This is a genomic window from Pseudomonas sp. 22490 (genome assembly GCF_052044465.1).
In the GTDB taxonomy this organism is placed as follows: domain Bacteria; phylum Pseudomonadota; class Gammaproteobacteria; order Pseudomonadales; family Pseudomonadaceae; genus Pseudomonas; species Pseudomonas aeruginosa.
Genome location: NZ_JBQENS010000005.1, coordinates 134,689 through 159,836 on the forward strand (window position 1 = coordinate 134,689; position 25,148 = coordinate 159,836).

General features: G+C 64.4%; 30 protein-coding genes. 13 read left to right on the forward strand and 17 right to left on the reverse strand.

Annotated features, from left to right (window positions below):
- Window positions 1–13: 13 nt before the first annotated feature.
- The gene (locus ACTJJX_RS07510; RefSeq protein WP_003098823.1) at window positions 14–643 is read right to left on the reverse strand and encodes an alpha/beta hydrolase; all 630 of its coding nucleotides are present in this window, start codon (window positions 641–643) and stop codon (window positions 14–16) included.
- A 144-nt stretch (window positions 644–787) separates the two neighbouring features.
- Between ACTJJX_RS07510 and ACTJJX_RS07515 the strand changes: the two genes are divergently transcribed.
- Window positions 788–1,234 carry a YhcB family protein gene (locus ACTJJX_RS07515; RefSeq protein WP_003094304.1) on the forward strand — a complete coding sequence of 149 codons (447 nt, stop codon included), beginning with the start codon at window positions 788–790 and terminating at the stop codon, window positions 1,232–1,234.
- Between the two features lie 73 nt (window positions 1,235–1,307).
- Here ACTJJX_RS07515 and cysN read toward each other — a convergent pair whose 3' ends face one another.
- Both cysN and cysD read right to left on the reverse strand, forming a co-directional pair.
- Complete coding sequence (gene cysN, locus ACTJJX_RS07520; protein WP_003455505.1) at window positions 1,308–3,209, reverse strand: sulfate adenylyltransferase subunit CysN; 1,902 nt, start codon at window positions 3,207–3,209, stop codon at window positions 1,308–1,310.
- A gap of 11 nt (window positions 3,210–3,220) precedes the next feature.
- Window positions 3,221–4,138: a sulfate adenylyltransferase subunit CysD gene (gene cysD, locus ACTJJX_RS07525; RefSeq protein ID WP_003094311.1), complete on the reverse strand. Its 918-nt coding sequence runs from the start codon at window positions 4,136–4,138 to the stop codon at window positions 3,221–3,223.
- A 343-nt stretch (window positions 4,139–4,481) separates the two neighbouring features.
- Here cysD and mltB point away from each other — a divergent pair, with 343 nt between their 5' ends.
- Window positions 4,482–5,585 carry a lytic murein transglycosylase B gene (gene mltB, locus ACTJJX_RS07530; protein WP_016852107.1) on the forward strand — a complete coding sequence of 368 codons (1,104 nt, stop codon included), beginning with the start codon at window positions 4,482–4,484 and terminating at the stop codon, window positions 5,583–5,585.
- Here mltB and ACTJJX_RS07535 read toward each other — a convergent pair.
- The gene (locus tag ACTJJX_RS07535; RefSeq protein ID WP_016852108.1) at window positions 5,572–6,330 is read right to left on the reverse strand and encodes a Nif3-like dinuclear metal center hexameric protein; all 759 of its coding nucleotides are present in this window, start codon (window positions 6,328–6,330) and stop codon (window positions 5,572–5,574) included. The two genes, mltB and ACTJJX_RS07535, sit on opposite strands and share 14 nt — an antisense overlap.
- Window positions 6,331–6,446: 116 nt before the next feature.
- Here ACTJJX_RS07535 and algW point away from each other — a divergent pair, with 116 nt between their 5' ends.
- Window positions 6,447–7,616: a Do family serine endopeptidase AlgW gene (gene algW / locus ACTJJX_RS07540; protein WP_003134756.1), complete on the forward strand. Its 1,170-nt coding sequence runs from the start codon at window positions 6,447–6,449 to the stop codon at window positions 7,614–7,616.
- A 42-nt stretch (window positions 7,617–7,658) separates the two neighbouring features.
- On the opposite strand, the gene hisC is transcribed toward algW, so the two are convergent.
- The 10 genes from hisC to ACTJJX_RS07590 form a co-directional block, all read right to left on the reverse strand.
- A complete protein-coding gene (gene hisC, locus ACTJJX_RS07545) occupies window positions 7,659–8,714 on the reverse strand; it encodes a histidinol-phosphate transaminase (protein WP_003134757.1) in 1,056 nt (351 codons plus the stop codon).
- 2 nt (window positions 8,715–8,716) lie between these two features.
- Window positions 8,717–10,039, reverse strand: coding sequence for a histidinol dehydrogenase (hisD, locus tag ACTJJX_RS07550; protein WP_003094326.1), 1,323 nt, complete (start codon window positions 10,037–10,039; stop codon window positions 8,717–8,719).
- Between the two features lie 125 nt (window positions 10,040–10,164).
- Window positions 10,165–10,800, reverse strand: coding sequence for an ATP phosphoribosyltransferase (hisG, locus tag ACTJJX_RS07555; protein WP_003098837.1), 636 nt, complete (start codon window positions 10,798–10,800; stop codon window positions 10,165–10,167).
- Window positions 10,801–10,817: 17 nt separating this feature from the next.
- The gene (gene murA, locus ACTJJX_RS07560) at window positions 10,818–12,083 is read right to left on the reverse strand and encodes a UDP-N-acetylglucosamine 1-carboxyvinyltransferase (RefSeq protein ID WP_003094332.1); all 1,266 of its coding nucleotides are present in this window, start codon (window positions 12,081–12,083) and stop codon (window positions 10,818–10,820) included.
- A 20-nt stretch (window positions 12,084–12,103) separates the two neighbouring features.
- Window positions 12,104–12,343 carry a BolA family protein gene (locus ACTJJX_RS07565; protein ID WP_003094334.1) on the reverse strand — a complete coding sequence of 80 codons (240 nt, stop codon included), beginning with the start codon at window positions 12,341–12,343 and terminating at the stop codon, window positions 12,104–12,106.
- 116 nt (window positions 12,344–12,459) lie between these two features.
- A complete protein-coding gene (locus tag ACTJJX_RS07570; protein WP_003094335.1) occupies window positions 12,460–12,768 on the reverse strand; it encodes an STAS domain-containing protein in 309 nt (102 codons plus the stop codon).
- A complete protein-coding gene (locus tag ACTJJX_RS07575; protein WP_016852109.1) occupies window positions 12,765–13,412 on the reverse strand; it encodes an MlaC/ttg2D family ABC transporter substrate-binding protein in 648 nt (215 codons plus the stop codon). Before ACTJJX_RS07575 ends, ACTJJX_RS07570 begins: the two co-directional genes overlap by 4 nt.
- 11 nt (window positions 13,413–13,423) lie before the next feature.
- Window positions 13,424–13,897, reverse strand: coding sequence for an outer membrane lipid asymmetry maintenance protein MlaD (mlaD, locus tag ACTJJX_RS07580; protein WP_003094339.1), 474 nt, complete (start codon window positions 13,895–13,897; stop codon window positions 13,424–13,426).
- Window positions 13,898–14,695 carry a lipid asymmetry maintenance ABC transporter permease subunit MlaE gene (mlaE, locus tag ACTJJX_RS07585; protein WP_003094341.1) on the reverse strand — a complete coding sequence of 266 codons (798 nt, stop codon included), beginning with the start codon at window positions 14,693–14,695 and terminating at the stop codon, window positions 13,898–13,900. It abuts the gene before it with no gap.
- A complete protein-coding gene (locus ACTJJX_RS07590) occupies window positions 14,695–15,504 on the reverse strand; it encodes an ATP-binding cassette domain-containing protein (protein WP_003094343.1) in 810 nt (269 codons plus the stop codon). The genes mlaE and ACTJJX_RS07590 overlap by 1 nt, the downstream gene beginning before the upstream one ends.
- A gap of 413 nt (window positions 15,505–15,917) precedes the next feature.
- Here ACTJJX_RS07590 and kdsD point away from each other — a divergent pair, with 413 nt between their 5' ends.
- The 10 genes from kdsD (at window position 15,918) to ACTJJX_RS07640 (ending at window position 23,004) form a co-directional block, all read left to right on the forward strand.
- Window positions 15,918–16,898: an arabinose-5-phosphate isomerase KdsD gene (kdsD, locus tag ACTJJX_RS07595; protein WP_003094347.1), complete on the forward strand. Its 981-nt coding sequence runs from the start codon at window positions 15,918–15,920 to the stop codon at window positions 16,896–16,898.
- Window positions 16,898–17,437 (forward strand): KdsC family phosphatase, encoded by a 540-nt coding sequence (locus ACTJJX_RS07600; protein ID WP_003112742.1) that lies wholly within the window; start codon window positions 16,898–16,900, stop codon window positions 17,435–17,437. The genes kdsD and ACTJJX_RS07600 overlap by 1 nt, the downstream gene beginning before the upstream one ends.
- An 8-nt stretch (window positions 17,438–17,445) precedes the next feature.
- Window positions 17,446–18,018: an LPS export ABC transporter periplasmic protein LptC gene (lptC, locus tag ACTJJX_RS07605; RefSeq protein WP_003094353.1), complete on the forward strand. Its 573-nt coding sequence runs from the start codon at window positions 17,446–17,448 to the stop codon at window positions 18,016–18,018.
- Window positions 18,005–18,532, forward strand: coding sequence for a lipopolysaccharide transport periplasmic protein LptA (lptA, locus tag ACTJJX_RS07610; RefSeq protein WP_003120916.1), 528 nt, complete (start codon window positions 18,005–18,007; stop codon window positions 18,530–18,532). The genes lptC and lptA overlap by 14 nt, the downstream gene beginning before the upstream one ends.
- A complete protein-coding gene (gene lptB / locus ACTJJX_RS07615) occupies window positions 18,532–19,257 on the forward strand; it encodes an LPS export ABC transporter ATP-binding protein (protein WP_003094355.1) in 726 nt (241 codons plus the stop codon). The genes lptA and lptB overlap by 1 nt, the downstream gene beginning before the upstream one ends.
- Before the next feature lie 225 nt (window positions 19,258–19,482).
- A complete protein-coding gene (locus ACTJJX_RS07620; protein WP_003094357.1) occupies window positions 19,483–20,976 on the forward strand; it encodes an RNA polymerase factor sigma-54 in 1,494 nt (497 codons plus the stop codon).
- Window positions 20,977–21,053: 77 nt separating this feature from the next.
- On the forward strand, window positions 21,054–21,362 hold the full coding sequence (gene hpf / locus ACTJJX_RS07625) for a ribosome hibernation-promoting factor, HPF/YfiA family (RefSeq protein WP_003094359.1): 309 nt from the start codon (window positions 21,054–21,056) through the stop codon (window positions 21,360–21,362).
- Between the two features lie 13 nt (window positions 21,363–21,375).
- Window positions 21,376–21,840 carry a PTS IIA-like nitrogen regulatory protein PtsN gene (ptsN, locus tag ACTJJX_RS07630; protein WP_003098853.1) on the forward strand — a complete coding sequence of 155 codons (465 nt, stop codon included), beginning with the start codon at window positions 21,376–21,378 and terminating at the stop codon, window positions 21,838–21,840.
- Window position 21,841: 1 nt separating this feature from the next.
- Complete coding sequence (gene rapZ, locus ACTJJX_RS07635) at window positions 21,842–22,702, forward strand: RNase adapter RapZ (protein WP_003094361.1); 861 nt, start codon at window positions 21,842–21,844, stop codon at window positions 22,700–22,702.
- 29 nt (window positions 22,703–22,731) lie between these two features.
- Complete coding sequence (locus ACTJJX_RS07640; RefSeq protein ID WP_003094362.1) at window positions 22,732–23,004, forward strand: HPr family phosphocarrier protein; 273 nt, start codon at window positions 22,732–22,734, stop codon at window positions 23,002–23,004.
- 96 nt (window positions 23,005–23,100) lie between these two features.
- Here ACTJJX_RS07640 and ACTJJX_RS07645 read toward each other — a convergent pair whose 3' ends face one another.
- From ACTJJX_RS07645 to ACTJJX_RS07655, 3 genes are read right to left on the reverse strand one after another with little or no spacing between them, the layout of a single operon-like run.
- Window positions 23,101–24,033: a ZIP family metal transporter gene (locus ACTJJX_RS07645; protein ID WP_003123303.1), complete on the reverse strand. Its 933-nt coding sequence runs from the start codon at window positions 24,031–24,033 to the stop codon at window positions 23,101–23,103.
- A gap of 18 nt (window positions 24,034–24,051) precedes the next feature.
- Window positions 24,052–24,663 (reverse strand): superoxide dismutase, encoded by a 612-nt coding sequence (locus tag ACTJJX_RS07650; protein ID WP_016852110.1) that lies wholly within the window; start codon window positions 24,661–24,663, stop codon window positions 24,052–24,054.
- 12 nt (window positions 24,664–24,675) lie between these two features.
- Window positions 24,676–25,125: a hypothetical protein gene (locus ACTJJX_RS07655; protein WP_003094369.1), complete on the reverse strand. Its 450-nt coding sequence runs from the start codon at window positions 25,123–25,125 to the stop codon at window positions 24,676–24,678.
- Window positions 25,126–25,148: the final 23 nt, after the last annotated feature.

Consider the following 25,148-nt stretch of genomic DNA (forward strand, 5'->3'; position numbering starts at 1 on the left):
CGGCGCGACGACGTCAGTCCTGCAGGCGTGGCAGCAACAGGTCCTTCAGATCGATCAGCTTGCCATGGAAGAAATGTCCGCTTTCTGCCACCCGCAACAGCTCGTGCGGTCGTGCCAGGGACTCGCTCCAGGCATATACCGCGGCCGGCGTGACCACGTCGTCGTCCTCCGGCTGCACCACGGTCAGCGGGCAACGCGCAGGCAGGCTGACCGCGAAGCGTTCCACCGGCGGCGCGATCATGAACAGCCGCGCCAGCCCGACGCCCTGCGCTTCCAGGCGCCCCGCCAGATTGCCGGCGACGCAGGAGCCGAAGGAAAAGCCCATCAGTGTCAGCGGCAACCCCGGATGGCGTGCCAGCAACCAGCGCGCGGCGGCCTCGGCGTCGTCGATCTCGCCGATCCCCTCGCCATAGCTGCCAGCGCTCTGGCCAACGCCACGGAAGTTGAAACGCAGGGTCGCCAGGCCGGCATCGCGGGCGCTGCGTTGCAGAGTGGCGACCACCTTGTTCTGCATGGTGCCGGCGAACAGCGGGTGCGGATGGCAGACCAGGGCGATGCCGCGGGCATCGGGCAGATCGAGGTGCAGGGCTTCCAGCGGCCCGCAGGGGCCATCGATGGATACAGGGATTTCGCGGGTAGACAAACAGGAACTCCGTGACCCCGGCTCGGGTCGACTCGTCTAGCAGATTACTCCAAGCGACACAGGCACTTACTCGCGTGCCGTGGTATACAGCTCGGACTCAAGCCGTTAACGTAAAGCAAAGCCGTCTATAGAGGAAGGATTCGCGTGGAACAGTCGCTCACCGCCTGGCTGCTGCCGGCCCTCGCCCTGGTCGCCGGGGTCGCCATCGGTTTTCTGATCGCCCGCCTGCTGCCCAACGCCGCGCCGAACAAGGTGCAACGCCAGATGGACGACCTGCAGGACCGCTTCGACAGCTATCAGCGCGAAGTCGTGACCCATTTCAACACCACCGCCAGCCTCGTGAAGAAGCTGACCCAGAGCTACCAGGACGTGCAGGAGCACCTCTCCGACGGCGCCCAGCGCCTGGCCCTGGACGAACAGACCCGCCAGCGCCTGCTGGCTGCACTGCATGCCGACGAGGCCTATCCGGCCGAGCGCCGCGAGCGCCTGACTCCGCCGGCCTCCGGCGAAGTGCCGAAGGACTATGCGCCGAAAAGCCCGGACAGCCCCGGCACCCTCGACGCCACCTACGGCCTGAAAGGCAAGTACTGACGCGCTGCGCGAACCTGCCGACGCCCATGAAAAAGCCCCGCATCCGCGGGGCTTTTTCATGGCTGCGAGACGATCAGATCGCCTGGCGCTCGCGCAACAGGTCGAGCACCTGCTTCACGCCGTCCTCGACGCTCAGCGCCTGGGTATCGATCACCAGGTCGGCATCCAGCGGCACGTCGTAGGGGAAGGACTCGCCGGGGATATTGTCCTCGCCCGCCGCATACAGCCCCTGGGGATCGCGTTCGCGGCAGACCTGCGGCGACGCCTGCACATAGACGGTGATCAGGCGCTCGGCGCCGATCAGCGCCCTGGCCTGCTCGCGCCCTTCCGCGCTCGGCGCGACGAAGGCGCAGAGGCTGATCAACCCGGCCTCGTTGAACTGCTTGGCGACATGGGCGGTACGCAGCCAGTTCTCGGTGCGCCCGGCGCGGTCCTGCGGCAACCCCTTGTTCAGGTCGTGGCGCAGGTTCTGCCCGTCCAGCACGTAGACCGCGCGGCCCATATCGAACAGCTTGCGCTCCACGGCATAGGCCAGGGTACTCTTGCCGGCGCCGGAGAGGCCGCTGAACAGTACGGTCGCCGGCTGCTGGCCGAAGCGGCCGGCACGCTCCTCGCGCGTCACATGGGCATTCGAGCCGTGATGAGCGCTGCTGCCATGGGCCGCCGGCGGAGCGGAGATGATCATGCCGGCGCCAACGGTGCCGTTGGTCAGGCGATCGATGACGATGAAGGCGCCGGTGGTGCGGTTCTGCTCATAGCCATCGAGCGCGATGGGCGCGTCCAGGCTGACCTTGACCCTGGCGATCTCGTTCAGCTTCAGCTCGCTGCCCGGGGTCCGCTCCAGGGTGTTCACGTCCACCTTGTGGACGATGCTCGGAATCGAACCCGGCACATAGCTGGTAGCGCGCTTGATATCGTACTTCTTGCCCGGAAGCATCGGCTCCTCGGCCATCCACACCAGCATGGCATCGAAGCCGTCGGTGACCAGCGGGCGATTGTCGGCATGCACCAGCATGTCGCCGCGGGAAACGTCGATCTCGTCTTCCAGGGTCAGGGTGACGGCCTGGCCGGGACCGGCCTGCTCCAGTTCGCCCTCGAAGGTGACGATGGATTTCACCTTGCTCCCCTTGCCCGACGGCAATGCCACCACCTCGTCGCCCTTGCGCACCACGCCGCTGGCCAGGGTGCCGGCGAAACCGCGGAAGTTCAGGTTCGGCCGGTTCACGTACTGCACCGGGAAGCGCATGTCATCGAGGTTGCGGTCGGCGGCGATCTCGACGGTTTCGAGGATTTCCATCAGCGACTGGCCGGCGTACCAGGGCGAACGCTCGGACTTGTTGACCACGTTGTCGCCCTTGAGCGCCGACATCGGCACGAAGTGCAGCGAACTGGTCTTCAGACCGATCTTCTCGGCAAAGGCCAGGTAGTCGGCCTTGATCTGTTCAAAGACACCCTGGTCGAAGTCCTTCAGGTCCATCTTGTTGATGGCGACCACGATATGCCGGATACCCAGCAGGGACGCGATGAAACTGTGCCGGCGGGTCTGGGTCTGCACGCCGTAGCGGGCATCGATCAGGATGATCGCCAGGTCGCAGGTCGAGGCACCGGTAGCCATGTTGCGGGTGTACTGCTCATGGCCGGGCGTGTCGGCGATGATGAACTTGCGCTTGGCGGTGCTGAAGTAGCGGTACGCCACATCGATAGTGATGCCCTGCTCGCGCTCGGCCTGCAGGCCATCGACCAGCAGCGCCAGGTCGACGTCGTCGCCCGTGGTGCCGACTTTCTTCGAGTCGCGGGTGATGGCCTCGAGGTGATCCTCGTAGATCATCTTGGAGTCGTGCAGCAGGCGCCCGATCAGGGTGCTCTTGCCGTCATCGACGTTGCCGCAGGTAAGGAAGCGCAGCAGTTCCTTGCGTTCGTGCTGCCCCAGGTAGGCGAGGATGTCCTCGCTGATCAGATCGGATTGATGAGACATGCTGCGTATCCTCAGAAATAGCCCTGACGTTTCTTTTCTTCCATCGAACCGGCCTGGTCATGGTCGATGACCCGACCCTGGCGTTCGGAAGTACGCGTCAGGAGCATTTCCTGGATGATTTCCGGCAGCGTGGTGGCGCTGGACTCGACCGCGCCGGTGAGCGGGTAGCAGCCGAGGGTACGGAAGCGCACCATGCGCTTCTCGATACGGGCTTTCTCTTCGTCAGAGAGATGCTCGAGGATGCGCTCGTCGTCGATCATGATCAGCGTGCCGTTCTTCTCGATAACCTCGCGCTCGGCGGCGAAGTACAGCGGGACGATCGGGATGCCTTCCAGGTAGATGTATTGCCAGATGTCCAGCTCGGTCCAGTTGGACAGCGGGAAGACGCGGATCGACTCGCCCTTCTTCACCTTGCCGTTGTAGATGTTCCACAACTCGGGACGCTGGTTCTTCGGGTCCCAGCGGTGCTTGCTGTCGCGGAACGAATAGACCCGTTCCTTGGCCCGCGACTTCTCCTCGTCGCGGCGCGCACCGCCGAAGGCAGCGTCGAAACCGTACTTGTCCAGGGCCTGCTTGAGTCCCTCGGTCTTCATCACGTCGGTGTGCTTGGCGCTGCCGTGGGTGAACGGGTTGATGCCCTGGGCGACGCCGTCCGGGTTGACGTGGGTGATCAGGTCCAGGCCCATTTCTTCGACCATCCGATCGCGGAACCTGTACATCTCCTGGAATTTCCAGCGGGTGTCCACGTGCATCACCGGGAAGGGCAGCTTGCCGGGGAAGAAGGCCTTGCGGGCCAGGTGCAGCATGACCGCGGAATCCTTGCCGATCGAGTACAGCATCACCGGGTTATCGAACTCGGCGGCCACCTCGCGGATGATGTGGATGCTTTCCGCCTCCAGCTGTTTCAGGTGCGTCAGTTTGTCGACCATGGCTACTCACGGAATTGCTTATGGACGGCCGTCGGGCCGTAGACGAACGCGCACTCTATCACAGCGCAAGGCTCTAAAAGATTCGCCATTTATACCGAAAAAATATACCCATATAGCCATCAGCGCTCAGCCTCGCAGCCGGCGAAAACACTGGCGTCGAGAGGTTTTCCAGGGGCGTTTCGCAGACCGGGCGGACAAAGCTGAGACGGCATCGTCCCGGACCGGACAAAGCCGTCGCCGCGACAGCGAGCAGACGGTCCGCCCCCTTTCGGCGGCTCGACTTGTACGCCGGCGGCACTGCGCTAGCATAGCGGGCATCGTCATTCCGCCAAGAAGCCCCCAGATGCGCCGTACCGCCCTCGCCCTGCCCCTGTTCTTTCTGGTCTCAGCATGCAGCAGCGAACCGACGCCACCACCGAAACCCGCCGCCAAACCCCAGGCTCGCACCGTCATTTCACCCCGCCCCGTACGCCAGTCGGTGCAACCGATACTGCCGCTGCGCGGCGATTACGCGAACAATCCGGCGGCACAGCGCTTCATCGACAGGATGGTCAGCCAGCACGGCTTCAACCGCCAGCAACTGCACGACCTGTTCGCCCAGACCCAGCGCCTGGACTGGGTGATCCGCCTGATGGACCGGCAAGCCCCGACCTATACCCCACCCAGCGGACCGAACGGCGCCTGGCTGCGCTACCGGAAGAAGTTCGTCACGCCAGGCAACGTACAGAACGGCGTGCTGTTCTGGGACCAATACGAAACCGACCTGCAACGGGCATCGCGCGTCTACGGCGTGCCGCCGGAGATCATCGTCGGCATCATCGGCGTGGAAACCCGCTGGGGGCGTGTGATGGGCAAGACGCGGATCATCGATGCGCTGTCCACCCTGTCCTTCTCCTACCCTCGCCGCGCGGAATTCTTCAGCGGCGAACTGGAGCAATTCCTCCTCCAGGCGCGCAAGGAAGGCACCGACCCGCTGGCCCTGCGCGGTTCCTATGCCGGCGCCATGGGCTACGGCCAGTTCATGCCGTCTTCATTCACCAAGTACGCGGTGGACTTCGATGGCGATGGGCATATCGACCTGTGGAATCCGCGTGACGCCATCGGCAGCGTCGCCAACTATTTCAAGCAGCACGGCTGGGTCAGCGGCGATCGCGTGGCGGTTCCCGCCAGTGGCCGGGCTCCCTCGCTGGAAGATGGCTTCAAGACGCTGTACCCGCTGGACGTGCTCGCTTCCGCCGGATTACGCCCGCAGGGTCCGCTCGGCGGCCACCGGCAAGCCAGCCTGCTGCGCCTGGACATGGGCAGGAACTACCAGTACTGGTACGGCTTGCCGAACTTCTACGTGATCACCCGCTACAACCACAGCACCCACTACGCGATGGCTGTCTGGGAACTGGGCAAGGAGGTCGACCGGGTGCGTCACCGCTCCGTCGTCAGGCAGGATTAGGACAGTCGATGAACAGGTGCTCGATGGCGAAGCGCTTGCCCAGGTAGTCGCCCAGCGCCTGCACCCCGTAGCGCTCGGTGGCGTGGTGTCCGGCGGCGATGAAGCTGATGCCGTTCTCCCGCGCGCTGTGCACGGTCTGCTCGGAAACCTCGCCGGTCAGGTAGGCATCGACGCCGGCGGCGATCGCCTGGTCGATATAGCCCTGGGCGCCGCCGGTGCACCAGGCGATGCGTCGGATCGGCTGGCCGGCGTCGACCAGCAGCGGCTCGCGCCCCAGCGCATCGCGCACATGCCGAGCGAAATCGGCAGGCTGCATCGGCTCGGCAAGCGAACCGAGGAGGACGATGGAACGCGGGTTGCCCGGCTCCAACGGCCCTTCCACTTCGAAGCCGAGCTGCCGGGCGAACTGCACGTTGTTGCCCACCTCCGGATGCAGATCCAGTGGCAGGTGGTAAGCGAGCAGACTGATATCGTTGTTCAGCAGGGTCTTCAGGCGCCGTTGCTTCATGCCGACCACGCAGGGATTCTCACCCTTCCAGAAGTAGCCGTGATGCACCAGCACCACGTCGGCGTCGGCCTCCACGGCGGCATCCAGCAGCGCCTGGCTGGCAGTGACCCCGCTGACGATCCGCCGCACCTGCGGCCGGCCCTCGACCTGCAGGCCGTTCGGGCAGTAGTCCTGGATGCGCGCGGCATCCAGATAACGGTCGGCCTCTTCGACCAGGGTGCTCAGGGCGATAGCCATGCAAATTCCTCTTCATTCAGGCAGGGCGCGCCGCTCCTCTAATGGACGGCTTCCCCCTATAATGGGCGCCACCTTATCGGCCGCTTTTCGGCCTCGCAACCCCAAGGATTGTCCCGATGCCCAAGGCCCTGCGTTTCCTCGGCTGGCCCGTGCTGGTCGGCGTGCTGCTGGCCCTGCTGATCATCCAGCGCAACCCCGAGCTGGTCGGCCTGCCACGCCAGGAGGTGCACGTCGAGCAGGCGCCTCTGCTCAGCCGTCTGCAGGAAGGCCCGGTGTCCTATGCCAATGCGGTGAGCCGGGCGGCTCCGGCAGTGGCCAACCTGTACACCACCAAGATGGTCAGCAAGCCCTCCCACCCATTGTTCGACGACCCGATGTTCCGCCGCTTCTTCGGCGACAACCTGCCACAACAGAAGCGCATGGAATCGAGCCTCGGCTCGGCGGTGATCATGAGCGCGGAAGGCTACCTGCTGACCAACAACCACGTGACCGCTGGCGCCGACCAGATCATCGTGGCCTTGCGCGACGGCCGCGAAACCATCGCCCAGTTGGTCGGCAGCGACCCGGAAACCGACCTGGCCGTGCTGAAGATCGACCTTAAGAACCTGCCGGCGATGACCCTCGGCCGCTCCGACGGCATTCGCACCGGCGACGTCTGCCTCGCCATCGGCAACCCGTTCGGCGTCGGCCAGACCGTGACCATGGGCATCATCAGCGCCACCGGACGCAACCAGCTCGGCCTGAACACCTACGAAGACTTCATCCAGACCGACGCGGCGATCAACCCCGGTAACTCCGGCGGCGCGCTGGTGGACGCTGCCGGCAACCTGATCGGCATCAACACGGCGATCTTCTCCAAGTCCGGCGGCTCCCAGGGTATCGGCTTCGCCATCCCGACCAAGCTGGCCCTGGAGGTCATGCAGTCGATCATCGAGCACGGCCAGGTGATCCGCGGCTGGCTCGGCGTCGAGGTCAAGGCGCTGACCCCGGAACTGGCGGAGTCGCTGGGCCTCGGCGAAACCGCCGGGATCGTCGTCGCCGGCGTCTATCGCGACGGCCCGGCGGCACGCGGCGGCCTGCTGCCGGGCGACGTGATCCTGACCATCGACAAGCAGGAAGCCAGCGACGGCCGCCGCTCGATGAACCAGGTGGCGCGCACCCGTCCGGGACAGAAGATCAGCATCGTGGTGCTGCGCAACGGACAGAAGGTCAACCTGACCGCCGAGGTCGGCCTGCGTCCGCCGCCGGCACCGGCTCCACAGCAGAAACAGGACGGCGGCGAGTGATCCCCGCCATTGAAAACGGCGCCCTCGGGCGCCGTTTTCGTATCACTTGAGGAAGTGCAGGGCGTCCAGTAGCGCCTGGTTCTGCTCCGGACTGCCGATGGTGATACGCAGGAACTGGTCGATCCGCGCCTGCTTGAAATGGCGGACGATCACTCCCTGCTCGCGCAGGGTCGAGGCAATCTGCCCGGCATCATGCTGCGGATGACGGGCGAAGACGAAGTTGGCGGCCGACGGTAGCACCTCGAAGCCCAGCGCCTGCAAAGAGGCGCTCAACGCCTCGCGGCTATCGATCACTGCCTGGCAGGTCCGACGGAAATAGGCGTCGTCCTCGAAAGCCGCCGCCGCGCCGGCGATCGCCAGGCGATCCAGCGGGTAGGAATTGAAACTGTTCTTGATCCGCTCCAGCGCCTCGACCAGATCGGCATGGCCGACCGCCAGGCCGACCCGCAGGCCGGCCAGGGAGCGCGACTTGGACAGCGTCTGGGTGACCAGCAGGTTCGGGTAGCGATCGACCAGGGCGATGGCGCTCTCGCCACCGAAGTCGACATAGGCCTCGTCGACCACCACCACCGAATCCGGCGACGCCTTCAGCATCGCTTCGATGGCGTCCAGCGGCAGCAGGCAGCCGGTCGGCGCGTTCGGATTGGGGAAGATGATCCCGCCGTTGGGCCGCGCGTAGTCTTCGACGCGGATGCGGAACCTTTCATCCAGCGCGATCTTCTCGTGCGCGATCCCGTACAGGCCGCAATAGACCGGGTAGAAGCTGTAGGTCACGTCCGGGAACAGCAGCGGCAGGTCGTGTTGGAACAGGCCATGGAAAATGTGCGCGAGCACCTCGTCGGAGCCGTTGCCGACGAACACTTGGTTGGCCTGTACGCCGTAGTGCGCGGCGACCGCCTGCTTCAACCGCTCGCCGTTGGGATCGGGATACAGGCGCAGGTCGTCGTTGAGTTCCGCCTGCATCGCGGCGAGCGCCTGTGGCGACGGACCGTAGGGATTCTCGTTGGTGTTCAGCTTGACCAGCCGCGACAGCTTCGGCTGCTCGCCCGGCACATAAGGCACCAGGTCCTTGACGAAGGGACTCCAGAATTTGCTCATGCTCAGGCCTCCTTCTCGTCGAGGATGCGGTATTCGGCGCTGCGCGCGTGGGCGGTCAACGACTCGCCGCGAGCCAGCACCGAAGCGGTGCGACCGAGGACCGAAGCGCCCTCGGCCGAGCAGTTGATGATCGACGAACGCTTCTGGAAGTCATATACCCCCAGCGGCGAAGAGAAACGCGCGGTACCGGAGGTCGGCAGCACGTGGTTCGGGCCGGCGCAGTAGTCGCCCAGGGCCTCGGCAGTGTAGCGGCCCATGAAGATCGCGCCGGCATGGCGGATCTCCGGCAGCCAGCTTTCCGGATCGGCCACCGACAGCTCCAGGTGTTCCGGGGCGATGCGGTTGGCCACCGCACAGGCCTGGGCCTGGTCGGCGACCTGGATCAGCGCGCCGCGCCCCTCCAGGGAGGTGCGGATAATCTCGGCGCGCTCCATGGTCGGCAGCAGGCGAGCGATGCTGTCCGCGACGCGGTCCAGGAACGCCGCGTCCGGACTGACCAGGATCGACTGGGCGTCTTCGTCGTGTTCGGCCTGGGAGAACAGGTCCATGGCGATCCAGTCGGGATCGGTCTGGCCATCGCAGACCACGAGGATTTCCGAGGGACCGGCGATCATGTCGATGCCGACCTGGCCGAACACGTGACGCTTGGCGGTGGCCACGTAGATGTTGCCGGGGCCGACGATCTTGTCCACCCGCGGCACGCTTTCGGTGCCGTAGGCCAACGCGGCCACGGCCTGTGCCCCGCCGATGGTGAAGACACGGTCGACACCGGCGATGCAGGCGGCGGCGAGGACGATCTCGTTGATCTCGCCGCGCGGGGTCGGTACGACCATGACCACTTCGGACACCCCGGCGACCTTGGCCGGGATCGCATTCATCAGCACCGAGGACGGGTAGGACGCCTTGCCGCCCGGCACATAGAGCCCGGCGCGGTCCAGCGGGGTGACCTGCTGGCCGAGCACCGTGCCGTCGGCCTCGGTGTAGCGCCAGGAACCCTGCTTCTGCTTCTCGTGGTAGCTGCGCACGCGCTCGGCGGCGACTTCCAGGGCTTCGCGCTGGGCTACGGTGATACGGGTGAGAGCCAGCTCCAGGCGCTCGCGCGGCAGGATCAGGTCGGCCATCGAGGCGGCCTGGAGACCGTCGAAGCGCTGGGTGAACTCGACCACGGCGGCGTCGCCACGGCTGCGTACGGCGGCGATGATGTCGAGGACGCGCTGGTTGACCGAATCGTCGGAGACACTTTCCCAGCTCAGCAGATGATCCAGATGACGCCCGAAGTCCGGATCAGCGGCATTGAGTCGACGGATAGCGAAGGGAGCGGTCATAGCGAGCCTCTTTTATGGATGGCGTTGTCTCGGGCGCCGCTAGACTACCAAGCCCACCGTGCGGGCACCCGAGAAAATTTGGCTATGACACGGATAGGCAGGTGCGGCGCGGAGCCGCACGGGTATCAGTGACGGTGTCGCGCCTCGACGGCGTCGCGCAGGGTATCGATCAGCGACTGGATGCGACCGTGCTGCATCTTCATCGAGGCCTTGTTGACCACCAGGCGCGAGCTGATCGTGGCGATCAGTTCCTGGGGCTCCAGGCCGTTGGCGCGCAGGGTATTGCCGGTATCCACGACGTCGATGATCTTGTCGGCGAGACCGACCAGGGGCGCCAGCTCCATCGAGCCGTACAGCTTGATCACGTCGACCTGGCGGCCCTGCTCGGCGTAGTAGCGCTTGGCGACATTGACGAACTTGGTGGCCACCCGCAGGCGTCCCTTGGGTTCAGGCGCGCCAATGGCGCCGGCGGTCATCAGCTTGCAGTTGGCGATACGCAGGTCCAGCGGTTCGTAGAGTCCCTGGCCGCCGTACTCCATCAGCACGTCCTTGCCGGCCACGCCGAGATCGGCGGCGCCATGCTCGACATAGGTCGGCACGTCGGTGGCGCGCACGATGAGCAGGCGCACATCGGACAGGGACGTCGGGATGATCAGCTTGCGGCTCTTGTCCGGGTTCTCCGACGGTACGATGCCCGCCGCTGCGAGCAGCGGCAGGGTATCGTCGAGAATCCGGCCCTTGGACAAGGCGATGGTCAGCATTTGCGCGACAGCCTCCGCTAGCCCGGTACGCGGCGGATCTTGGCGCCGAGCAGCTGGAGTTTCTCTTCGATGCACTCGTAGCCACGGTCGATGTGGTAGATGCGATCGATCAGGGTGTCGCCTTCGGCCACCAGGCCGGCGATCACCAGGCTCGCGGATGCGCGCAGGTCGGTCGCCATGACCGGAGCGCCCTTGAGCTTGGGTACGCCGGTGACGATGGCGGTGTTGCCTTCGACGAGGATTTGCGCACCCATGCGGTTCATTTCGTAAACATGCATGAAGCGGTTCTCGAAGACCGTCTCGATGACCGCGCCGGTGCCTTCGGCAACCGCGTTCATGGAGATGAACTGGGCCTGCATGTCGGTGGGGAACGCCGGGTACGGCGCGGTACGCACGTTGACCGCCTTCGGCCGGTTGCCCTTCATGTCCAGCTCGATCCAGTTGCTGCCGGTGCTGATGTGGGCACCGGCCTCTTCCAGCTTCTGCAGGACCGCCTCGAGGATGGTCGGGTCGGTATCCTTCAACTTCACCCGGCCGCCGGTCGCGGCCGCGGCCACCAGGTAGGTGCCGGTCTCGATACGGTCGGGCAGTACGTCGTAGCGAGCGCCGCCGAGGCGCTTCACGCCTTCGATGACGATGGTATCGGAGCCAGCGCCCTGGACGTTGGCGCCCATGGCGTTCAGGCAGTTGGCCAGGTCGACCACCTCAGGCTCGCGAGCGGCGTTCTGCAGCACGGTGCGGCCGTTGGCCAGCGCGGCGGCCATCATCAGGTTCTCGGTGCCGGTCACGCTGACGGTATCGAAGAAGAAGTGACCGCCACGCAGGCCGCCGGCGGGCGCCTTGGCCTTGATGTAGCCGCCTTCGACCTCGATCTGCGCGCCCATGGCCTCGAGACCGCGGATATGCAGGTCGACCGGACGCGAACCGATCGCGCAACCGCCCGGCAGGGCCACTTCGGCCTCGCCGAAGCGCGCCAGCATCGGGCCCAGCACCAGGATCGAGGCACGCATGGTCTTCACCAGTTCGTACGGCGCGACCAGGGTCTTGATGCTGCTGGCGTCGACTTCGACGTTGAGCTTCTCGTCGATGATCGGCTGCACGCCCATGCGGCCGAACAGTTCGATCATGGTGGTAATGTCGTGCAGGTGCGGCAGGTTGCAGACGGTGACCGGAGTATCGGCCAGCAGGGTCGCGGCCAGGATCGGCAGCGCCGAGTTCTTCGCGCCGGAAATGCGGATTTCGCCATCGAGGCGGTTACCGCCGGTAATAATCAGTTTATCCATTGCAATGATCCCCCGTGGGCTCAGGAACGCTCGGCCCAGGCGGCGCGGCTGAAGAATTTCATGGTGACGGCATGGATGCTGCCATCGGCGATCCAGGCGTTCAAATGGGCGTAGACCTGCTGCTGACGCTTGACCGGGCTCTGGCCGGCCAGTTCGTCGCTGATCAGATTCAGTTGGAAATTGCACCCTTCGCCCTCGACTTCCACCTGGGTGCCGGGGAGTTTTTCCTGGAGAAGGCTCTTAACGTCTTCGGCCTGCATGCTCAACCTCAATCGGGCGCCCTACGCGCACGGTCGGCCATCATACAAAAAAGCCCTCCGCCTGCGAACCCCAGGAAGGGACGCGCAGACGGAGGGCCGCTCGTTCCGCCGGCCGGTCATTCCTGCAAAGGCAGGATCTCCAGAAGGCTGCTGACCTTGGCAATCTCCCGCATGTCGTCCGGCAAGGCCCTGACGCTCAGGACCTTGCCGGCCTTGCGTGCGTCGCGCATGAAGGCCAGCAACAGGGAAATGCCCACGCTGCTGGAGCGCTCCACCGCCGAGCAGTCGACGACCAGTTCCGCCGCCTGGCTGGCGCGGATCAGCCGACCGCCCTGCTCGCGCAACGCCGGCCCGCTGCTGTAGTCGAGCACGCCGGCGAGCTGCAGTTCGCCGGCCGCGCCTTCGCGCAGGCTGGCCTGGCTCATTTCGCCCCGGCCTCTTCCGCTTTCGCGGTTTCCTTGGCCTTGGCGACCACCTCGCCCCAGCCGGCGATGGTCTTCTCGAGGTCGTTGCGGTTCTTCTGCATGGTGTCGGCGAACTGGTCGCGGAACAGCTTGCCGATGTTGATGCCGTTGATGATCACGTTGCGGACCTTCCAGCCACCTGCCAGGTTGGTCATGGTGTAGGAGACCGGGTAGACCGTGCCCTTGCTGTCACGGATTTCCATGTTGACGCTGGCGCGATCGTCGCTCGGCTTGGCCGAACTAGGCAGCACGCGGATGTCCTGGTTGTCGTATTCGAGCAGCGCGTTGCCGTAGAACTGCATCAGGCTGTTCTTGAACACTTCCTCGAAGCGCTTGATCTGCTCGGGTGAGGCCTGGCGCGAGTACTTGACGGTCATCACGCTCTTGGCGATGCCTTCGGCATCGACCACCGGCCCGAGGATACGGTCGAGAGTGGCATAGAGCTTTTGCGGATCGGCCTTGTAGGCGGACTTGTTGGCCTTGATGTCGGAAAGCAGTTCGTCGACCGTGCCCTGCACCACCTGTTGCGGAGTCGGCGCCGCCATGGAAAGCAGCGGGAAAGCCGCCAGGAACACCAGCAGGCCGCGACGCAGAAGAGTCAGCATGGAAGAAAACCTCACTTTTTGGCTTCGTCTTTGTTAACCGAGTTCAGCAGGAACTTGCCGATCAGGTCTTCCAGCACCAGCGCCGACTGGGTGTCGTGGATGGTGCTGCCGTCCTTCAGAACATCCTCGTCGCCGCCGACGCTGATGCCGATGTATTTCTCGCCCAGCAGGCCGGCGGTCAGGATCGACGCCGTGGAGTCGACCGGCAGGTTGTTCACGTTCTGGTTGATCTCCATGGTCACGCGACCAGTGTAGCTGTCGCGATCCAGGTCGACCGCCGTCACCTTGCCGATCGTCACGCCGGCCAGGGTGACCTTGCCGCGCACGGTAACACCGGCGATGTTGTCGAAGTAGGCGTAGACCTTGTAGGTATCGCCGGCGTTGCCCACGCTCAGGCCGCTGACCCGCAGGGCCAGCAGCAACAGGGCCAGCAGGCCGGCCAGGAGGAACAGGCCGACACCGATTTCCAGGGTGCGGGTTTGCATTCAGAAATCTCCAAACATCAAAGCAGTCAGAATGAAGTCGAGCCCCAGCACCGCCAGGGAGGCATAGACCACGGTCCGAGTCGTCGCCCGGCTGATTCCTTCCGAGGTCGGCTCGCAGTCGTAGCCTTGGTAGACCGCGATCCAGGTCACCACGAAGGCGAATACGATACTTTTGATCACGCCGTTGAGCACATCCTCGGTGAACTGCACGCTGTTCTGCATGTTCGCCCAGAACGACCCCTCGTATACGCCCAGCCAGTCGACCGCGACCATCGCCCCGCCCCAGATGCCGACCACGCTGAAGATCGCGGCGAGCAGCGGCATGGAGATGAAACCGGCCCACAGGCGCGGCGCGACGATGTACTTGAGCGGGTCGACACCGATCATTTCCAGGCTGGAAAGCTGTTCGGTGGCCTTCATGTTGCCGATTTCCGCGGTAAGCGCAGAGCCGGCACGGCCGGCGAACAGCAGGCCGGTCACCACCGGCCCCAGTTCGCGCAGCAGGGTCAGGGCCACCATCTGCCCGACCGCCTGCTCGGAACCATAGGAAATCAGGATGTTGTAGCCCTGCAGGGCCAGCACCATGCCAATGAACAGGCCCGAGACAACGATGATCGCCAGCGACAGCACGCCTACCGAGTAGAGTTGCTTCACCAGCAGGTGCAAACCGGTGCCTGGCGTGCGCCGGCCGAGCAGGGCGTGGCCGAGGAACAGGGTCGAGCGGCCGAGCGCGGCGACCACGTCCAGGCCGGCGCGGCCGAACAGGCGGATACGTTCGAGGGGAGAGACTCTACGCATCAGCGCTCTCCCAGCAGGTCGGCCCGGTAGTCGCGGGCCGGATAATGGAACGGAACGGGACCATCCGGGATTCCCTTGACGAACTGGCGGATACGAGGATCGTCGGTTTCCTTGAGGACGTCCGGCGTCCCGTGGCCAAGTACCCGGCCGTCGCCGACGATATAGATGTAGTCGGCGATGCTGGCGGTCTCGGCCAGGTCATGGGAAACCACGATGCTGGTGATGCCGAGGGCATCGTTGAGCAGGCGGATCAGGCGCACCAGGACGCCCATGGCGATCGGATCCTGCCCCACGAACGGCTCGTCGTAGAGCAGGATCTGCGGGTCCAGGGCGATCGCCCGGGCCAGGGCGACGCGGCGCTTCATGCCGCCGGAAAGCTCGTCCGGCATCAGTTCCACGGCGCCGCGCAGGCCGACGGCCTGAAGCTTCATCAGGACGATGTCGCGGATCATCTCTTCCGGCAGCTGGGTATGCACACGCAGCGGAAACGCGACGTTCTCGAAGACGTCGAGATCGGTGAACAGCGCCCCGCTCTGGAACAGCACGCCGAACTGCTTGCGCATGTCGAACAGGTCGCCGCGCGAAAGCTGCGGCAGGTTCTGCCCGTTGACCCAGACCTCCCCCTTCGAAGGACGCAACTGGGAGGCGATCAGCCGCAGCAACGTGGTCTTGCCGCAACCGGACGGGCCCATGATGCCGGTCACCTTTCCGCGCGGGATACGCACATCGATGTTGTCGAAAATCGCCCGCGATCCGCGCTTGAAGGTCAGGCCCTTCAACTCGACCGCGTAGGCACTATCGGTGCTCATCAGGACTCCTTGCGATGCGACCCGTCCATGCTGGACGCCTTGCCCCGTTGCAAAGGCACGCATCCCGGAGGGGTCGAATGGGCGCGGACTATAGCACTGCGGCGGGTTCTGGCCCAAGGCCTGGCACCGTGCCGTTCAGCTTGGATTCAGCTTGTTCGGAGCGTTCTCTCAGCCCTTTAGGACATATCGCACACTTCAGGTTCACTACGGACAGAAAAAAATCGCGTCGACGTCGAATATATCGACATTTATGCAGTCATAGCGCGGAGTGCAGATAACGGCGGCGTAACAGAGCATTGCAGTCCATACAACATTGCGCCGCGGGGGATGCGGACCGACTTCACAGCATGGCTGGTGTAAGCGGGGCACGCTTTCCCGTTATAATCCCGCCTTTAATCCAGGCGCCACATTCGTTGAACATGAGCCAGAACCTCGATTTCATCCATTCCGCCCAGCGCACCATCGGCCTCGAGCGCGACGCGGTAGACAGCCTGCTGGCGCGGATTGGCGACGATTTCGTCAAGGCCTGCGAACTGCTGCTGGCCGGCAAGGGCCGGGTCGTCGTCGTCGGCATGGGCAAGTCCGGTCACATCGGCAAGAAGATCGCCGCTACCCTGGCCAGCACCGGCACCCCCTCCTTCTTCGTGCATCCGGCCGAGGCCAGCCATGGCGACATGGGCATGATCACCAAGGACGACGTGGTCCTCGCCCTGTCCAACTCCGGCTCGACTGCCGAAATCGTCACCCTGTTGCCTCTGATCAAGCGCCTGGGCATCACCCTGATCAGCATGACCGGTAACCCCGAGTCGCCCCTGGCCAAGGCTGCGGAAGTGAACCTGGACGCCAGTGTCGGCCAGGAAGCCTGCCCACTGAACCTGGCCCCGACCTCCTCCACCACCGTAACCCTGGTCCTCGGCGACGCCCTGGCGATCGCCCTGCTCGAAGCCCGCGGCTTTACCGCGGAAGACTTCGCCTTCTCGCACCCGGGCGGTGCGCTGGGCCGCCGACTGCTGCTGAAGGTGGAAGACGTCATGCACGTTGGCGAAGGGCTGCCGCAGGTGCTGCTCGGCACCTCGCTGACCGGCGCGCTGATGGAAATGACCCGCAAGGGCCTGGGCATGACCGTAGTGCTCGACGAACATGGCAAGCTTGCCGGCATTTTCACCGATGGCGACCTGCGTCGCGCCCTGGATCGGGGCATCGACGTCCGCCAGGTCACCATCGACCAGGTGATGACCGTCCACGGCAAGACCGTCCGCGCCGAGATCCTCGCCGCGGAAGCCCTGAAGATCATGGAAGACAACAAGATCGGCGCACTGGTGGTGGTCGACGCGGACGACCGTCCGGTCGGCGCCCTGAACATGCACGACCTGTTGCGCGCAGGAGTGATGTAATGAGCGATACCCATTCGGCCGCGGAACTCCCGGTCCGGGCCAGCCGGATACGCCTGGCGATTTTCGACGTCGACGGCGTGCTGACCGACGGCAAGCTGTATTTCCTCGTCGACGGCAGCGAGTTCAAGACCTTCAACACCCTGGACGGACATGGCATCAAGATGCTCATCGCCTCCGGCGTGCGCACCGCCATCATCACCGGCCGCGACACTCCGGTGGTCGAACGGCGCGCGCGCAACCTGGGCATCCAGCATCTCTATCAGGGCCGGGAAGACAAGCTCGCCGTCCTCGACGAACTTCTCGGCGAACTCGGACTAGGCTATGAGCAAGTCGCCTACCTTGGCGACGACCTGCCCGATCTGCCGGTGATCCGCCGCGTCGGCCTGGGCATGGCGGTAGCCAGTGCCGACCCGTTCGTGCGCCAGCATGCCCATGGCGTCACCGCGGCCCGCGGCGGCGAAGGCGCCGCCCGCGAGTTCTGCGAACTGATCATGCGCGCCCAGGGTACGCTCGAAGCCGCCCAGAGCGCCTATCTGTAGAGCCGACCATGCCGAAGACACTACGCCAGAAACTGCTGCTCGCCCTGATCGCCCTGTTGCTGATCGTCGCGGGCTACTACTGGAACGTCGGGCTCGAGCTGTTCAACGAACAGCCGACCCGTCCCGGCCAGGACAATACCATCGACTACTATGCCGAGAATGCCCATAGCCTCCAGTACCAGGAGGACGGCAGCCTCGACTACGAGATGACCGCGGTGAAGCTGGAGCACCAGAAAGCCACGGACATCACTTTCGTCACCACCCCCGACCTGCTGCTCTTCCGTGGCAACGTGCAACCCTGGCACATCCAGAGCGCCCGCGCCGAAGTCGGACCGAAAGGCAAGGAGGTCGAACTCATCGACGACGTGCGCGTCGCACGTACCGATGCCAAGGGCCAACCAAGCATCCTGACCACCACTCGGCTGACCGTATTCCCCGACAAGAATTATGCACAGACCGAGCAAGCCGTTAAAATCGACGCGGCCAATGGAGTGACGACGGCTGTTGGAATGAAAGCGTATCTGAAAGACAGCCGGATGCACCTGCTGTCCAACGTAAGAGGTCAGCATGAGGTTCGTTAATACCCTCCCCCTTATTTTCGGTCTGACTGCCGCCCTCGGCAGCTCCATGGCCTTGGCCCTGCCTTCGGACCGCGAACAACCGATCCGCGTCCAGGCCGACAGCGCCGAACTGGACGACAAGCAGGGCGTCGCGGTCTACCGCGGCGACGTCGTGGTGACCCAGGGCAGCACCAAGCTGACCGGCAACACCGTGACCCTGAAGCAGGACAAGAACGGCGACATCGAGGTCGTGACCTCGGTCGGCAAACCTGCCTACTACGAGCAGAAACCCGCTCCGGACAAGGACGTGACCAAGGCCTATGGCCTGACCATCCAGTACTTCGTCACGCAGAACCGGGTCGTGCTGATCGACCAGGCCAAGGTGATCCAGGAAGGCAACACCTTCGAAGGCGAGAAGATCGTCTACGACACCCAGCGCCAGATCGTCAACGCGGGTCGTGCCACCGGCTCCCAGGTGACCAGCCCGCGCCCGCGCATCGACATGGTCATCCAGCCGAAGAAAAAGGCCCAGTAATGGCAACGCTCAAAGCCCAGCACCTGGCCAAAAGCTATAAAGGCCGGCAAGTCGTCCGCGACGTCAGCATGTCCATCGATAGCGGGCAGATCGTCGGCCTGCTCGGTCCGAACGGTGCCGGCAAGACCACCTGCTTCTACATGATCGTCGGCCTGGTCCAGGCCGACCAGGGCGTGGTCCGCATCGACGAGCAGAACGTCACCCACCTGCCGATGCACGGGCGCGCCCGGGCCGGCATCGGCTACCTGCCGCAGGAAGCCTCGATCTTCCGCAAGCTGTCGGTATCCGACAACATCATGGCGATCCTCGAGACCCGCAGCGACCTCGATCGCAACGGTCGCAAGGAAGCCCTGGAAGGCCTGCTGCAGGAATTCCACATCCACCACATCCGCGACAACCTCGGCATGAGCCTGTCCGGCGGCGAACGACGCCGGGTGGAAATCGCCCGCGCCCTGGCCAGCGCGCCGAAATTCATCCTCCTCGACGAGCCCTTCGCCGGCGTGGACCCGATCTCGGTCGGCGACATCAAGCAGATCATCCATCACCTCAAGGCGAAGGGTATCGGCATCCTCATCACCGACCACAACGTCCGCGAGACCCTGGACATCTGTGAAACGGCGTATATCGTCAATGATGGGCAGTTGATCGCGGAAGGGGATGCCGAGAGCATCCTCGCCAACGACCTGGTCAAGGAAGTCTACCTGGGGCACGAGTTCCGCCTCTGAAGAAATCTCCTAGCGCGCCCTCCGGCCTCGCCGGAGCGGTTCCGCTCGCCCGCGGTTTCGCAACCACGAGTGCCGCCTGGAGCGGATGATTTATTCAGAGCAACCCTAGGCAAAGTACGAAAATTCAGGCATATAATTTGCTTCCTGGCGGTGCCGCCACCTCGGCACCCGTAGTAGTGGATGGTGCCATCCGGTACCAGCGAATAAGGTACTAAGCCCTCAGCCATGAAACCATCGCTAGTCCTCAAGATGGGCCAGCAGCTGACGATGACGCCGCAGCTGCAACAGGCCATACGCCTCCTCCAGCTATCCACCCTGGACCTCCAGCAGGAAATCCAGGAAGCGCTGGAATCCAATCCCATGCTCGAACGCCAGGAAGACGGCGACGATTTCGACAACAGCGACCCTCTCGCCGATGGCGCCGAACAGGCGGCCAGCGCGCCCCAGGAGAGCCCTCTCCAGGAAAGCGCCACGCCCAGCGTCGAAAGCCTCGACGACGACCAGTGGAGCGAACGCATACCCAGCGAGTTGCCGGTGGATACCGCCTGGGAAGACATCTACCAGACCAGCGCCAGCAGCCTGCCCAGCAACGACGATGACGAATGGGACTTCACCGCGCGCACCAGCAGCGGCGAGAGCCTGCACAGCCACCTGCTCTGGCAGGTCAACCTGGCACCGATGTCGGACACCGATCGGATGATCGCGGTGACCATCATCGATAGCATCAACAACGATGGCTACCTCGAAGAGTCCCTCGAGGAAATCCTCGCCGCCATCGATCCGGAACTGGACGTCGAGCTCGACGAAGTGGAAGTCGTGCTGCGCCGCATCCAGCAACTGGAACCCGCCGGCATCGGCGCCCGCAACCTGCGCGAGTGCCTGCTGCTGCAACTGCGCCAGTTGCCGTCCACCACGCCCTGGCTGAACGAAGCGCTGCGCCTGGTATCCGACTACCTCGACCTGCTCGGCGGCCGCGACTACAGCCAATTGATGCGGCGCATGAAGCTCAAGGAAGACGAACTGCGCCAGGTCATCGAGCTGATCCAGTGCCTGCATCCCCGGCCCGGTTCGCAGATCGAATCGAGCGAAGCCGAATACATCGTCCCCGACGTCATCGTGCGCAAGGACAACGAGCGCTGGCTGGTCGAGCTGAACCAGGAGGCGATGCCACGCCTGCGCGTCAACGCCACCTACGCCGGCATGGTCCGCCGCGCCGACAGCAGCGCCGACAATACCTTCATGCGCAACCAGTTGCAGGAAGCCCGCTGGTTCATCAAGAGCCTGCAGAGCCGCAACGAAACGCTGATGAAGGTCGCCACCCAGATCGTCGAGCACCAGCGCGGTTTCCTCGACTACGGCGAAGAAGCCATGAAGCCGCTGGTCCTGCACGACATCGCCGAAGCGGTGGGCATGCACGAATCGACCATTTCGCGGGTCACCACGCAGAAATACATGCATACGCCGCGCGGCATTTTCGAGCTGAAATATTTCTTTTCAAGTCACGTCAGTACCGCCGAAGGCGGGGAATGCTCGTCCACCGCGATCCGCGCGATCATCAAGAAACTGGTGGCCGCGGAAAATGCGAAAAAGCCATTGAGCGACAGCAAGATCGCTGGTTTACTGGAGGCACAGGGCATTCAAGTGGCTCGCCGCACCGTCGCCAAATACCGCGAATCCCTGGGCATAGCCCCTTCGAGCGAGCGCAAGCGACTGGTGTGACGTTGATCCACGCCAAGGTGTTCCGGAGGCAGGTTGCTAACCTGCCACTTACACACGGGCAACAAGGAGAACGCGGTATGCAAGTCAACATCAGTGGCCATCAACTGGATGTGACCGACGCCCTGCGCGACTATGTCGGCGAGAAACTGAGCCGTCTGGAGCGCCATTTCGACAAGATCACCAATGTTCAGGTGATCATGGAGGTCGAGAAACTGAAGCAGAAGATCGAAGCCACCCTGCGCATCGCCGGTGGCGAGATCGTAGCCAATGCGGAACATGAGGACATGTACGCGGCCATCGACCTGCTGATCGACAAACTCGACCGTCAACTGATCAAACACAAAGAGAAGTATCTCGAACGGCAGCAAGGCGTAGGCGCCCGCTGATCTCCCCTCCCCTATGATCCGACTTGAGCAAATCCTGACCCCCGGCCGTTCCCTCGTGAACGTGCCGGGCGGCAGCAAGAAACGCGTACTCGAACAAATCGCCAACCTGGTAGCCAGGGAGCTGCCGGAGTTCGACGCCCAGACCATCTTCGAAAACCTGGTGGCCCGGGAAAAACTCGGTTCCACCGGCTTCGGCAATGGCATCGCCATTCCGCACTGCCGCCTGTCTGGCTGCCAGAGCCCCATCAGCGCCGTGCTGCACCTGGATGCTCCCGTGGACTTCGACGCGCTGGACGGCGCGCCGGTCGACCTGCTCTTCGTCCTGCTGGTACCGGAGGCCGCGACCGAAGAACATCTCGAACTGCTCCGGCAGATCGCCGCCATGCTCGACCGTGCCGACGTACGCGACCGCCTGCGCAGCGCTCCCACCGCCGAAGCGCTTTATCAGATCGTGGTAGACGTACAGAACGGGCAATGACATGCGCCTGATCATCGTCAGTGGCCGCTCGGGCTCGGGCAAGAGCACCGCCCTGAACGTCCTCGAAGACAACGGCTTCTATTGCATCGACAACCTTCCCGCCAGCCTGCTTCCCGACCTGGCGCAGCGCGCCCTGTTGCACACGGAGCTACTGCAGCCACAGGTGGCGGTGTCGATCGACGCCCGCAACCTGCCCAGCCAGTTGCAGCGCTTCCCCGAACTGTTGCAGGAAGTGCGGGACAACCACATCAACTGCGATGTGCTGTATCTCGACGCCGACGACGAGACGCTGCTCAAACGATTCTCGGAAACCCGCCGGCGCCACCCGCTGACTACCGACACCCGTTCGCTGGCGGAGGCGATTGGCGACGAGAGCCAATTGCTCGGACCGATCGCCGACCTCGCCGACCTGAAGCTGGACACCACCAGCCTCAACCTCTATCAGCTGCGCGACACCATCAAACTGCGCCTGTTGAACAAGCCGGAGCCCGGCACCGCGTTCCTCGTCGAATCCTTTGGCTTCAAGCGCGGCATGCCAGTCGACGCCGACCTGGTGTTCGATGTGCGCTGCCTGCCGAACCCCTACTGGAAGCCCGAGTTGCGCGATCATTCGGGGCTGGAGCCGGAAGTCCGCGAGTATCTGGCCGCCCAGCCGGACGTCGAGGAAATGTACCAGGACATCGTCGGCTACCTGAACAAATGGCTGCCGCGCTTCGCCGCCAGTAACCGCTCATATGTAACAGTTGCGATAGGCTGTACCGGCGGGCACCATCGTTCGGTCTACCTCGCCGAGCGGATTGGCGCTGCACTCAGGGATTCCCTGAAGAACGTGCAGATTCGCCACCGCGATCTCAGCAGCTAGCCCATAACAAGAAGGACAGACTCCCCAAGATGCCCGCCCTCGAGATCACCATCATCAACAAGCTCGGTCTGCACGCCCGCGCGGCGGCCAAGTTCGTCGGCGTCGCGGGGCGCTACCCTTGCCAGGTCCGGGTCGGCCGCAATCCTGAAAGCTGCGTCGACGGCAAGAGCATCATGGCCGTGATGATGCTGGCTGCCGGCAAGGGCACCAACCTGCACCTGCATACCGAAGGCGAACAGGAAGACGAGGCGTTGAACGCGCTGGTCGAACTGATCAACAACAGGTTCGACGAGGGCGAGTAGGCTCTTCCCAGCGACAACGAAAAAGCCGCCAACTGGCGGCTTTTCCTTTCCGGCGATTGCGGCCGGCGTCAATTCAGCGCGGGTCGGATGAATCCCCTAGCCCAGCGCGGTATCCAGCACCATCATCAGGCAGAAACCGAACACCAGGCCCAGCGTAGCCTCGGCGGCATGTCCCTGGCGGTGGGACTCGGGAATGATCTCGTGGGTGACCACGAAGAGCATCGCTCCCCCCGCGGCGGCCAGCCCCCAGGGCAGGAGCAGCGCGGAGAGGCCGACCAGCCAGGCGCAGAGCACCGCGAACAGCGGCTCGACCAGGCCCGACGCGGCACCGACCAGCATCGCCTTGAAACGCGACATACCGACTCCGGCCAGCACCAGCGCCACCACCAGACCTTCCGGCACATCCTGCAGAGCGATGCCCAGGGCGAGGCCGTTCGCCTCGTCCAGGCCGGCACCGGCCGACACGCCAACCGCCATGCCTTCGGGGATGTTGTGCAGGACGATGGCCGTGACGAACAGCAGGATGCGCGGGGGAATGCCACCGGACAGTGGCGCGCCCTCGCAACCGGGATGGACGTCCGGCATCAGCCGGCCGAGGATGAACAGCCCCATCACGCCGACCGCCAGGCCGAAGCTGACCAGGAACCCCGCGCCGAACTTCGAGTAGCCGAGGTCGCCGGCCGCGGATAGCGCCGGCATGATCAGCGAGAAGGCCGTCGCCGAGAGCATCACGCCGGCACCGAAGCCCAGCAGCGCATCCGACAGGCGCGCCGGCATGGTCTTCACCACCAGCACCGGCATCGCCCCGAGAGCGGTACCGAAGGCACAGAGCAGGCCGCCTTTCAATGCCAGCACGATGGGCGCCGGCAGGTTGAGTTCGGCCAGCAACAGCGCGTGGCGGCCGAGCAGGTAGCCGCCGCCGATGAAGATCAGCAGGCCCAGCAGGTTGCGCAGCGTCCGCCCGTTACCTTCGGCGATGCCATGGAGCAACGCCTTCATCGCCGCACCGCCAGGCTGCCGGCCAGCCATCTCGCATCACGGGTAACACTAGGCCAGGGCTTGCGCATAGCGACGCGCGACCTCCCGCCAGTCGATCACGTTGTAGAAAGCGCCGATGTATTCCGGGCGGCGGTTCTGGTACTTCAGGTAATAGGCGTGCTCCCATACGTCCAGGCCGAGGATCGGCGTATTGCCGTTCATCAGCGGGCTGTCCTGGTTGCCGCTGCTCTCCACCAGCAAGCTGCCCTGGGGAGTCACGCTGAGCCAGGCCCAGCCGCTGCCGAAGCGGGTCAGCGCAGCCTTGGTGAACGCATCCTTGAACGCCTCGAAGCCCCCGAGCTGCTCATCGATGGCCCGCCCCAGGTCGCCATCGGGACGGCCACCGCCCTGGGGCGACATCACGGTCCAGAACAGCGAGTGGTTGGCATGCCCACCGCCATTGTTGACAACCGGGGTGCGCAGCTTCTCCGGCAGACCAGCCAGTTGCCGCAGCAGGCTTTCCACCGGCTGCTCGGCATAGGGCGTGCCTTCCAGCGCGGCGTTCAGGTTGTTCACATAGGTCTGGTGGTGCTTGCTGTGGTGGATATCCATGGTCAGCGCATCGATGTGCGGTTCCAGGGCATCGTAGGCGTAAGGCAAGGGCGGCAAGGCGTGGGGCATGGAAACTCTCCGTCAGTGATAGCGAAGTGAGGGGGGCGGAGCGAGGAACTCGGGTCGGACCTCCGCGTTCGGCGGTCCCTTGAGCAGGCGCTCGGTGCGCGGATAGGCACCGTGTTCGCCGATGAACGACAGCAGTTCGACATAGGTGCGCCGGCTGTGATGCTGGGCCGCCTGGCGCAGGGCCAGCGGCAGCTTCTGGTCGGCGCTGACCCGCAACAGGCGCTCGTGGCAGGCGCACAGGTATTCTGCGGTCTCCTCCGGTTGCTCCAGTTGCAGGTGCAAGTCGGCCAGGTTGTGATGGGAAATCACGAACGCCATCACCGCCTCGTCGGCGTCGCCCCAGCGTTCCAGCAGCACCTGGGCCAGGGCCAGGGCATGGAGGTAGTGCTCACGCGCATCGATCAATGCGCCGGTGACGAAACAGCGGTTGCCCTGTTCGATCGTTCGTTGCCAATGACGCATGGCGGTACCTCCAGTGGTGGGGC

What these genes read in the sequence shown, in the direction of transcription:
- algW (WP_003134756.1), top strand. Translation starts at nt 6,447, where the DNA reads ATGCCCAAGGCCCTGCGTTTCCTCGGCTGGCCCGTGCTGGTCGGCGTG.
- ACTJJX_RS07575 (WP_016852109.1), bottom strand. Translation starts at nt 13,412, where the DNA reads ATGCTGACTCTTCTGCGTCGCGGCCTGCTGGTGTTCCTGGCGGCTTTC.
- cysN (WP_003455505.1), bottom strand. Translation starts at nt 3,209, where the DNA reads ATGTCTCATCAATCCGATCTGATCAGCGAGGACATCCTCGCCTACCTG.
- ACTJJX_RS07655 (WP_003094369.1), bottom strand. Translation starts at nt 25,125, where the DNA reads ATGCGTCATTGGCAACGAACGATCGAACAGGGCAACCGCTGTTTCGTC.
- lptA (WP_003120916.1), top strand. Translation starts at nt 18,005, where the DNA reads ATGAGGTTCGTTAATACCCTCCCCCTTATTTTCGGTCTGACTGCCGCC.
- hpf (WP_003094359.1), top strand. Translation starts at nt 21,054, where the DNA reads ATGCAAGTCAACATCAGTGGCCATCAACTGGATGTGACCGACGCCCTG.
- hisC (WP_003134757.1), bottom strand. Translation starts at nt 8,714, where the DNA reads ATGAGCAAATTCTGGAGTCCCTTCGTCAAGGACCTGGTGCCTTATGTG.
- mltB (WP_016852107.1), top strand. Translation starts at nt 4,482, where the DNA reads ATGCGCCGTACCGCCCTCGCCCTGCCCCTGTTCTTTCTGGTCTCAGCA.
- mlaD (WP_003094339.1), bottom strand. Translation starts at nt 13,897, where the DNA reads ATGCAAACCCGCACCCTGGAAATCGGTGTCGGCCTGTTCCTCCTGGCC.
- ACTJJX_RS07590 (WP_003094343.1), bottom strand. Translation starts at nt 15,504, where the DNA reads ATGAGCACCGATAGTGCCTACGCGGTCGAGTTGAAGGGCCTGACCTTC.
- lptB (WP_003094355.1), top strand. Translation starts at nt 18,532, where the DNA reads ATGGCAACGCTCAAAGCCCAGCACCTGGCCAAAAGCTATAAAGGCCGG.
- lptC (WP_003094353.1), top strand. Translation starts at nt 17,446, where the DNA reads ATGCCGAAGACACTACGCCAGAAACTGCTGCTCGCCCTGATCGCCCTG.
- cysD (WP_003094311.1), bottom strand. Translation starts at nt 4,138, where the DNA reads ATGGTCGACAAACTGACGCACCTGAAACAGCTGGAGGCGGAAAGCATC.
- ACTJJX_RS07570 (WP_003094335.1), bottom strand. Translation starts at nt 12,768, where the DNA reads ATGAGCCAGGCCAGCCTGCGCGAAGGCGCGGCCGGCGAACTGCAGCTC.
- ptsN (WP_003098853.1), top strand. Translation starts at nt 21,376, where the DNA reads ATGATCCGACTTGAGCAAATCCTGACCCCCGGCCGTTCCCTCGTGAAC.
- ACTJJX_RS07620 (WP_003094357.1), top strand. Translation starts at nt 19,483, where the DNA reads ATGAAACCATCGCTAGTCCTCAAGATGGGCCAGCAGCTGACGATGACG.
- murA (WP_003094332.1), bottom strand. Translation starts at nt 12,083, where the DNA reads ATGGATAAACTGATTATTACCGGCGGTAACCGCCTCGATGGCGAAATC.
- rapZ (WP_003094361.1), top strand. Translation starts at nt 21,842, where the DNA reads ATGCGCCTGATCATCGTCAGTGGCCGCTCGGGCTCGGGCAAGAGCACC.
- mlaE (WP_003094341.1), bottom strand. Translation starts at nt 14,695, where the DNA reads ATGCGTAGAGTCTCTCCCCTCGAACGTATCCGCCTGTTCGGCCGCGCC.
- ACTJJX_RS07640 (WP_003094362.1), top strand. Translation starts at nt 22,732, where the DNA reads ATGCCCGCCCTCGAGATCACCATCATCAACAAGCTCGGTCTGCACGCC.
- ACTJJX_RS07650 (WP_016852110.1), bottom strand. Translation starts at nt 24,663, where the DNA reads ATGCCCCACGCCTTGCCGCCCTTGCCTTACGCCTACGATGCCCTGGAA.
- hisG (WP_003098837.1), bottom strand. Translation starts at nt 10,800, where the DNA reads ATGCTGACCATCGCCTTGTCCAAGGGCCGGATTCTCGACGATACCCTG.
- ACTJJX_RS07645 (WP_003123303.1), bottom strand. Translation starts at nt 24,033, where the DNA reads ATGGCTGGCCGGCAGCCTGGCGGTGCGGCGATGAAGGCGTTGCTCCAT.
- ACTJJX_RS07565 (WP_003094334.1), bottom strand. Translation starts at nt 12,343, where the DNA reads ATGCAGGCCGAAGACGTTAAGAGCCTTCTCCAGGAAAAACTCCCCGGC.
- ACTJJX_RS07600 (WP_003112742.1), top strand. Translation starts at nt 16,898, where the DNA reads ATGAGCGATACCCATTCGGCCGCGGAACTCCCGGTCCGGGCCAGCCGG.
- ACTJJX_RS07535 (WP_016852108.1), bottom strand. Translation starts at nt 6,330, where the DNA reads ATGGCTATCGCCCTGAGCACCCTGGTCGAAGAGGCCGACCGTTATCTG.
- hisD (WP_003094326.1), bottom strand. Translation starts at nt 10,039, where the DNA reads ATGACCGCTCCCTTCGCTATCCGTCGACTCAATGCCGCTGATCCGGAC.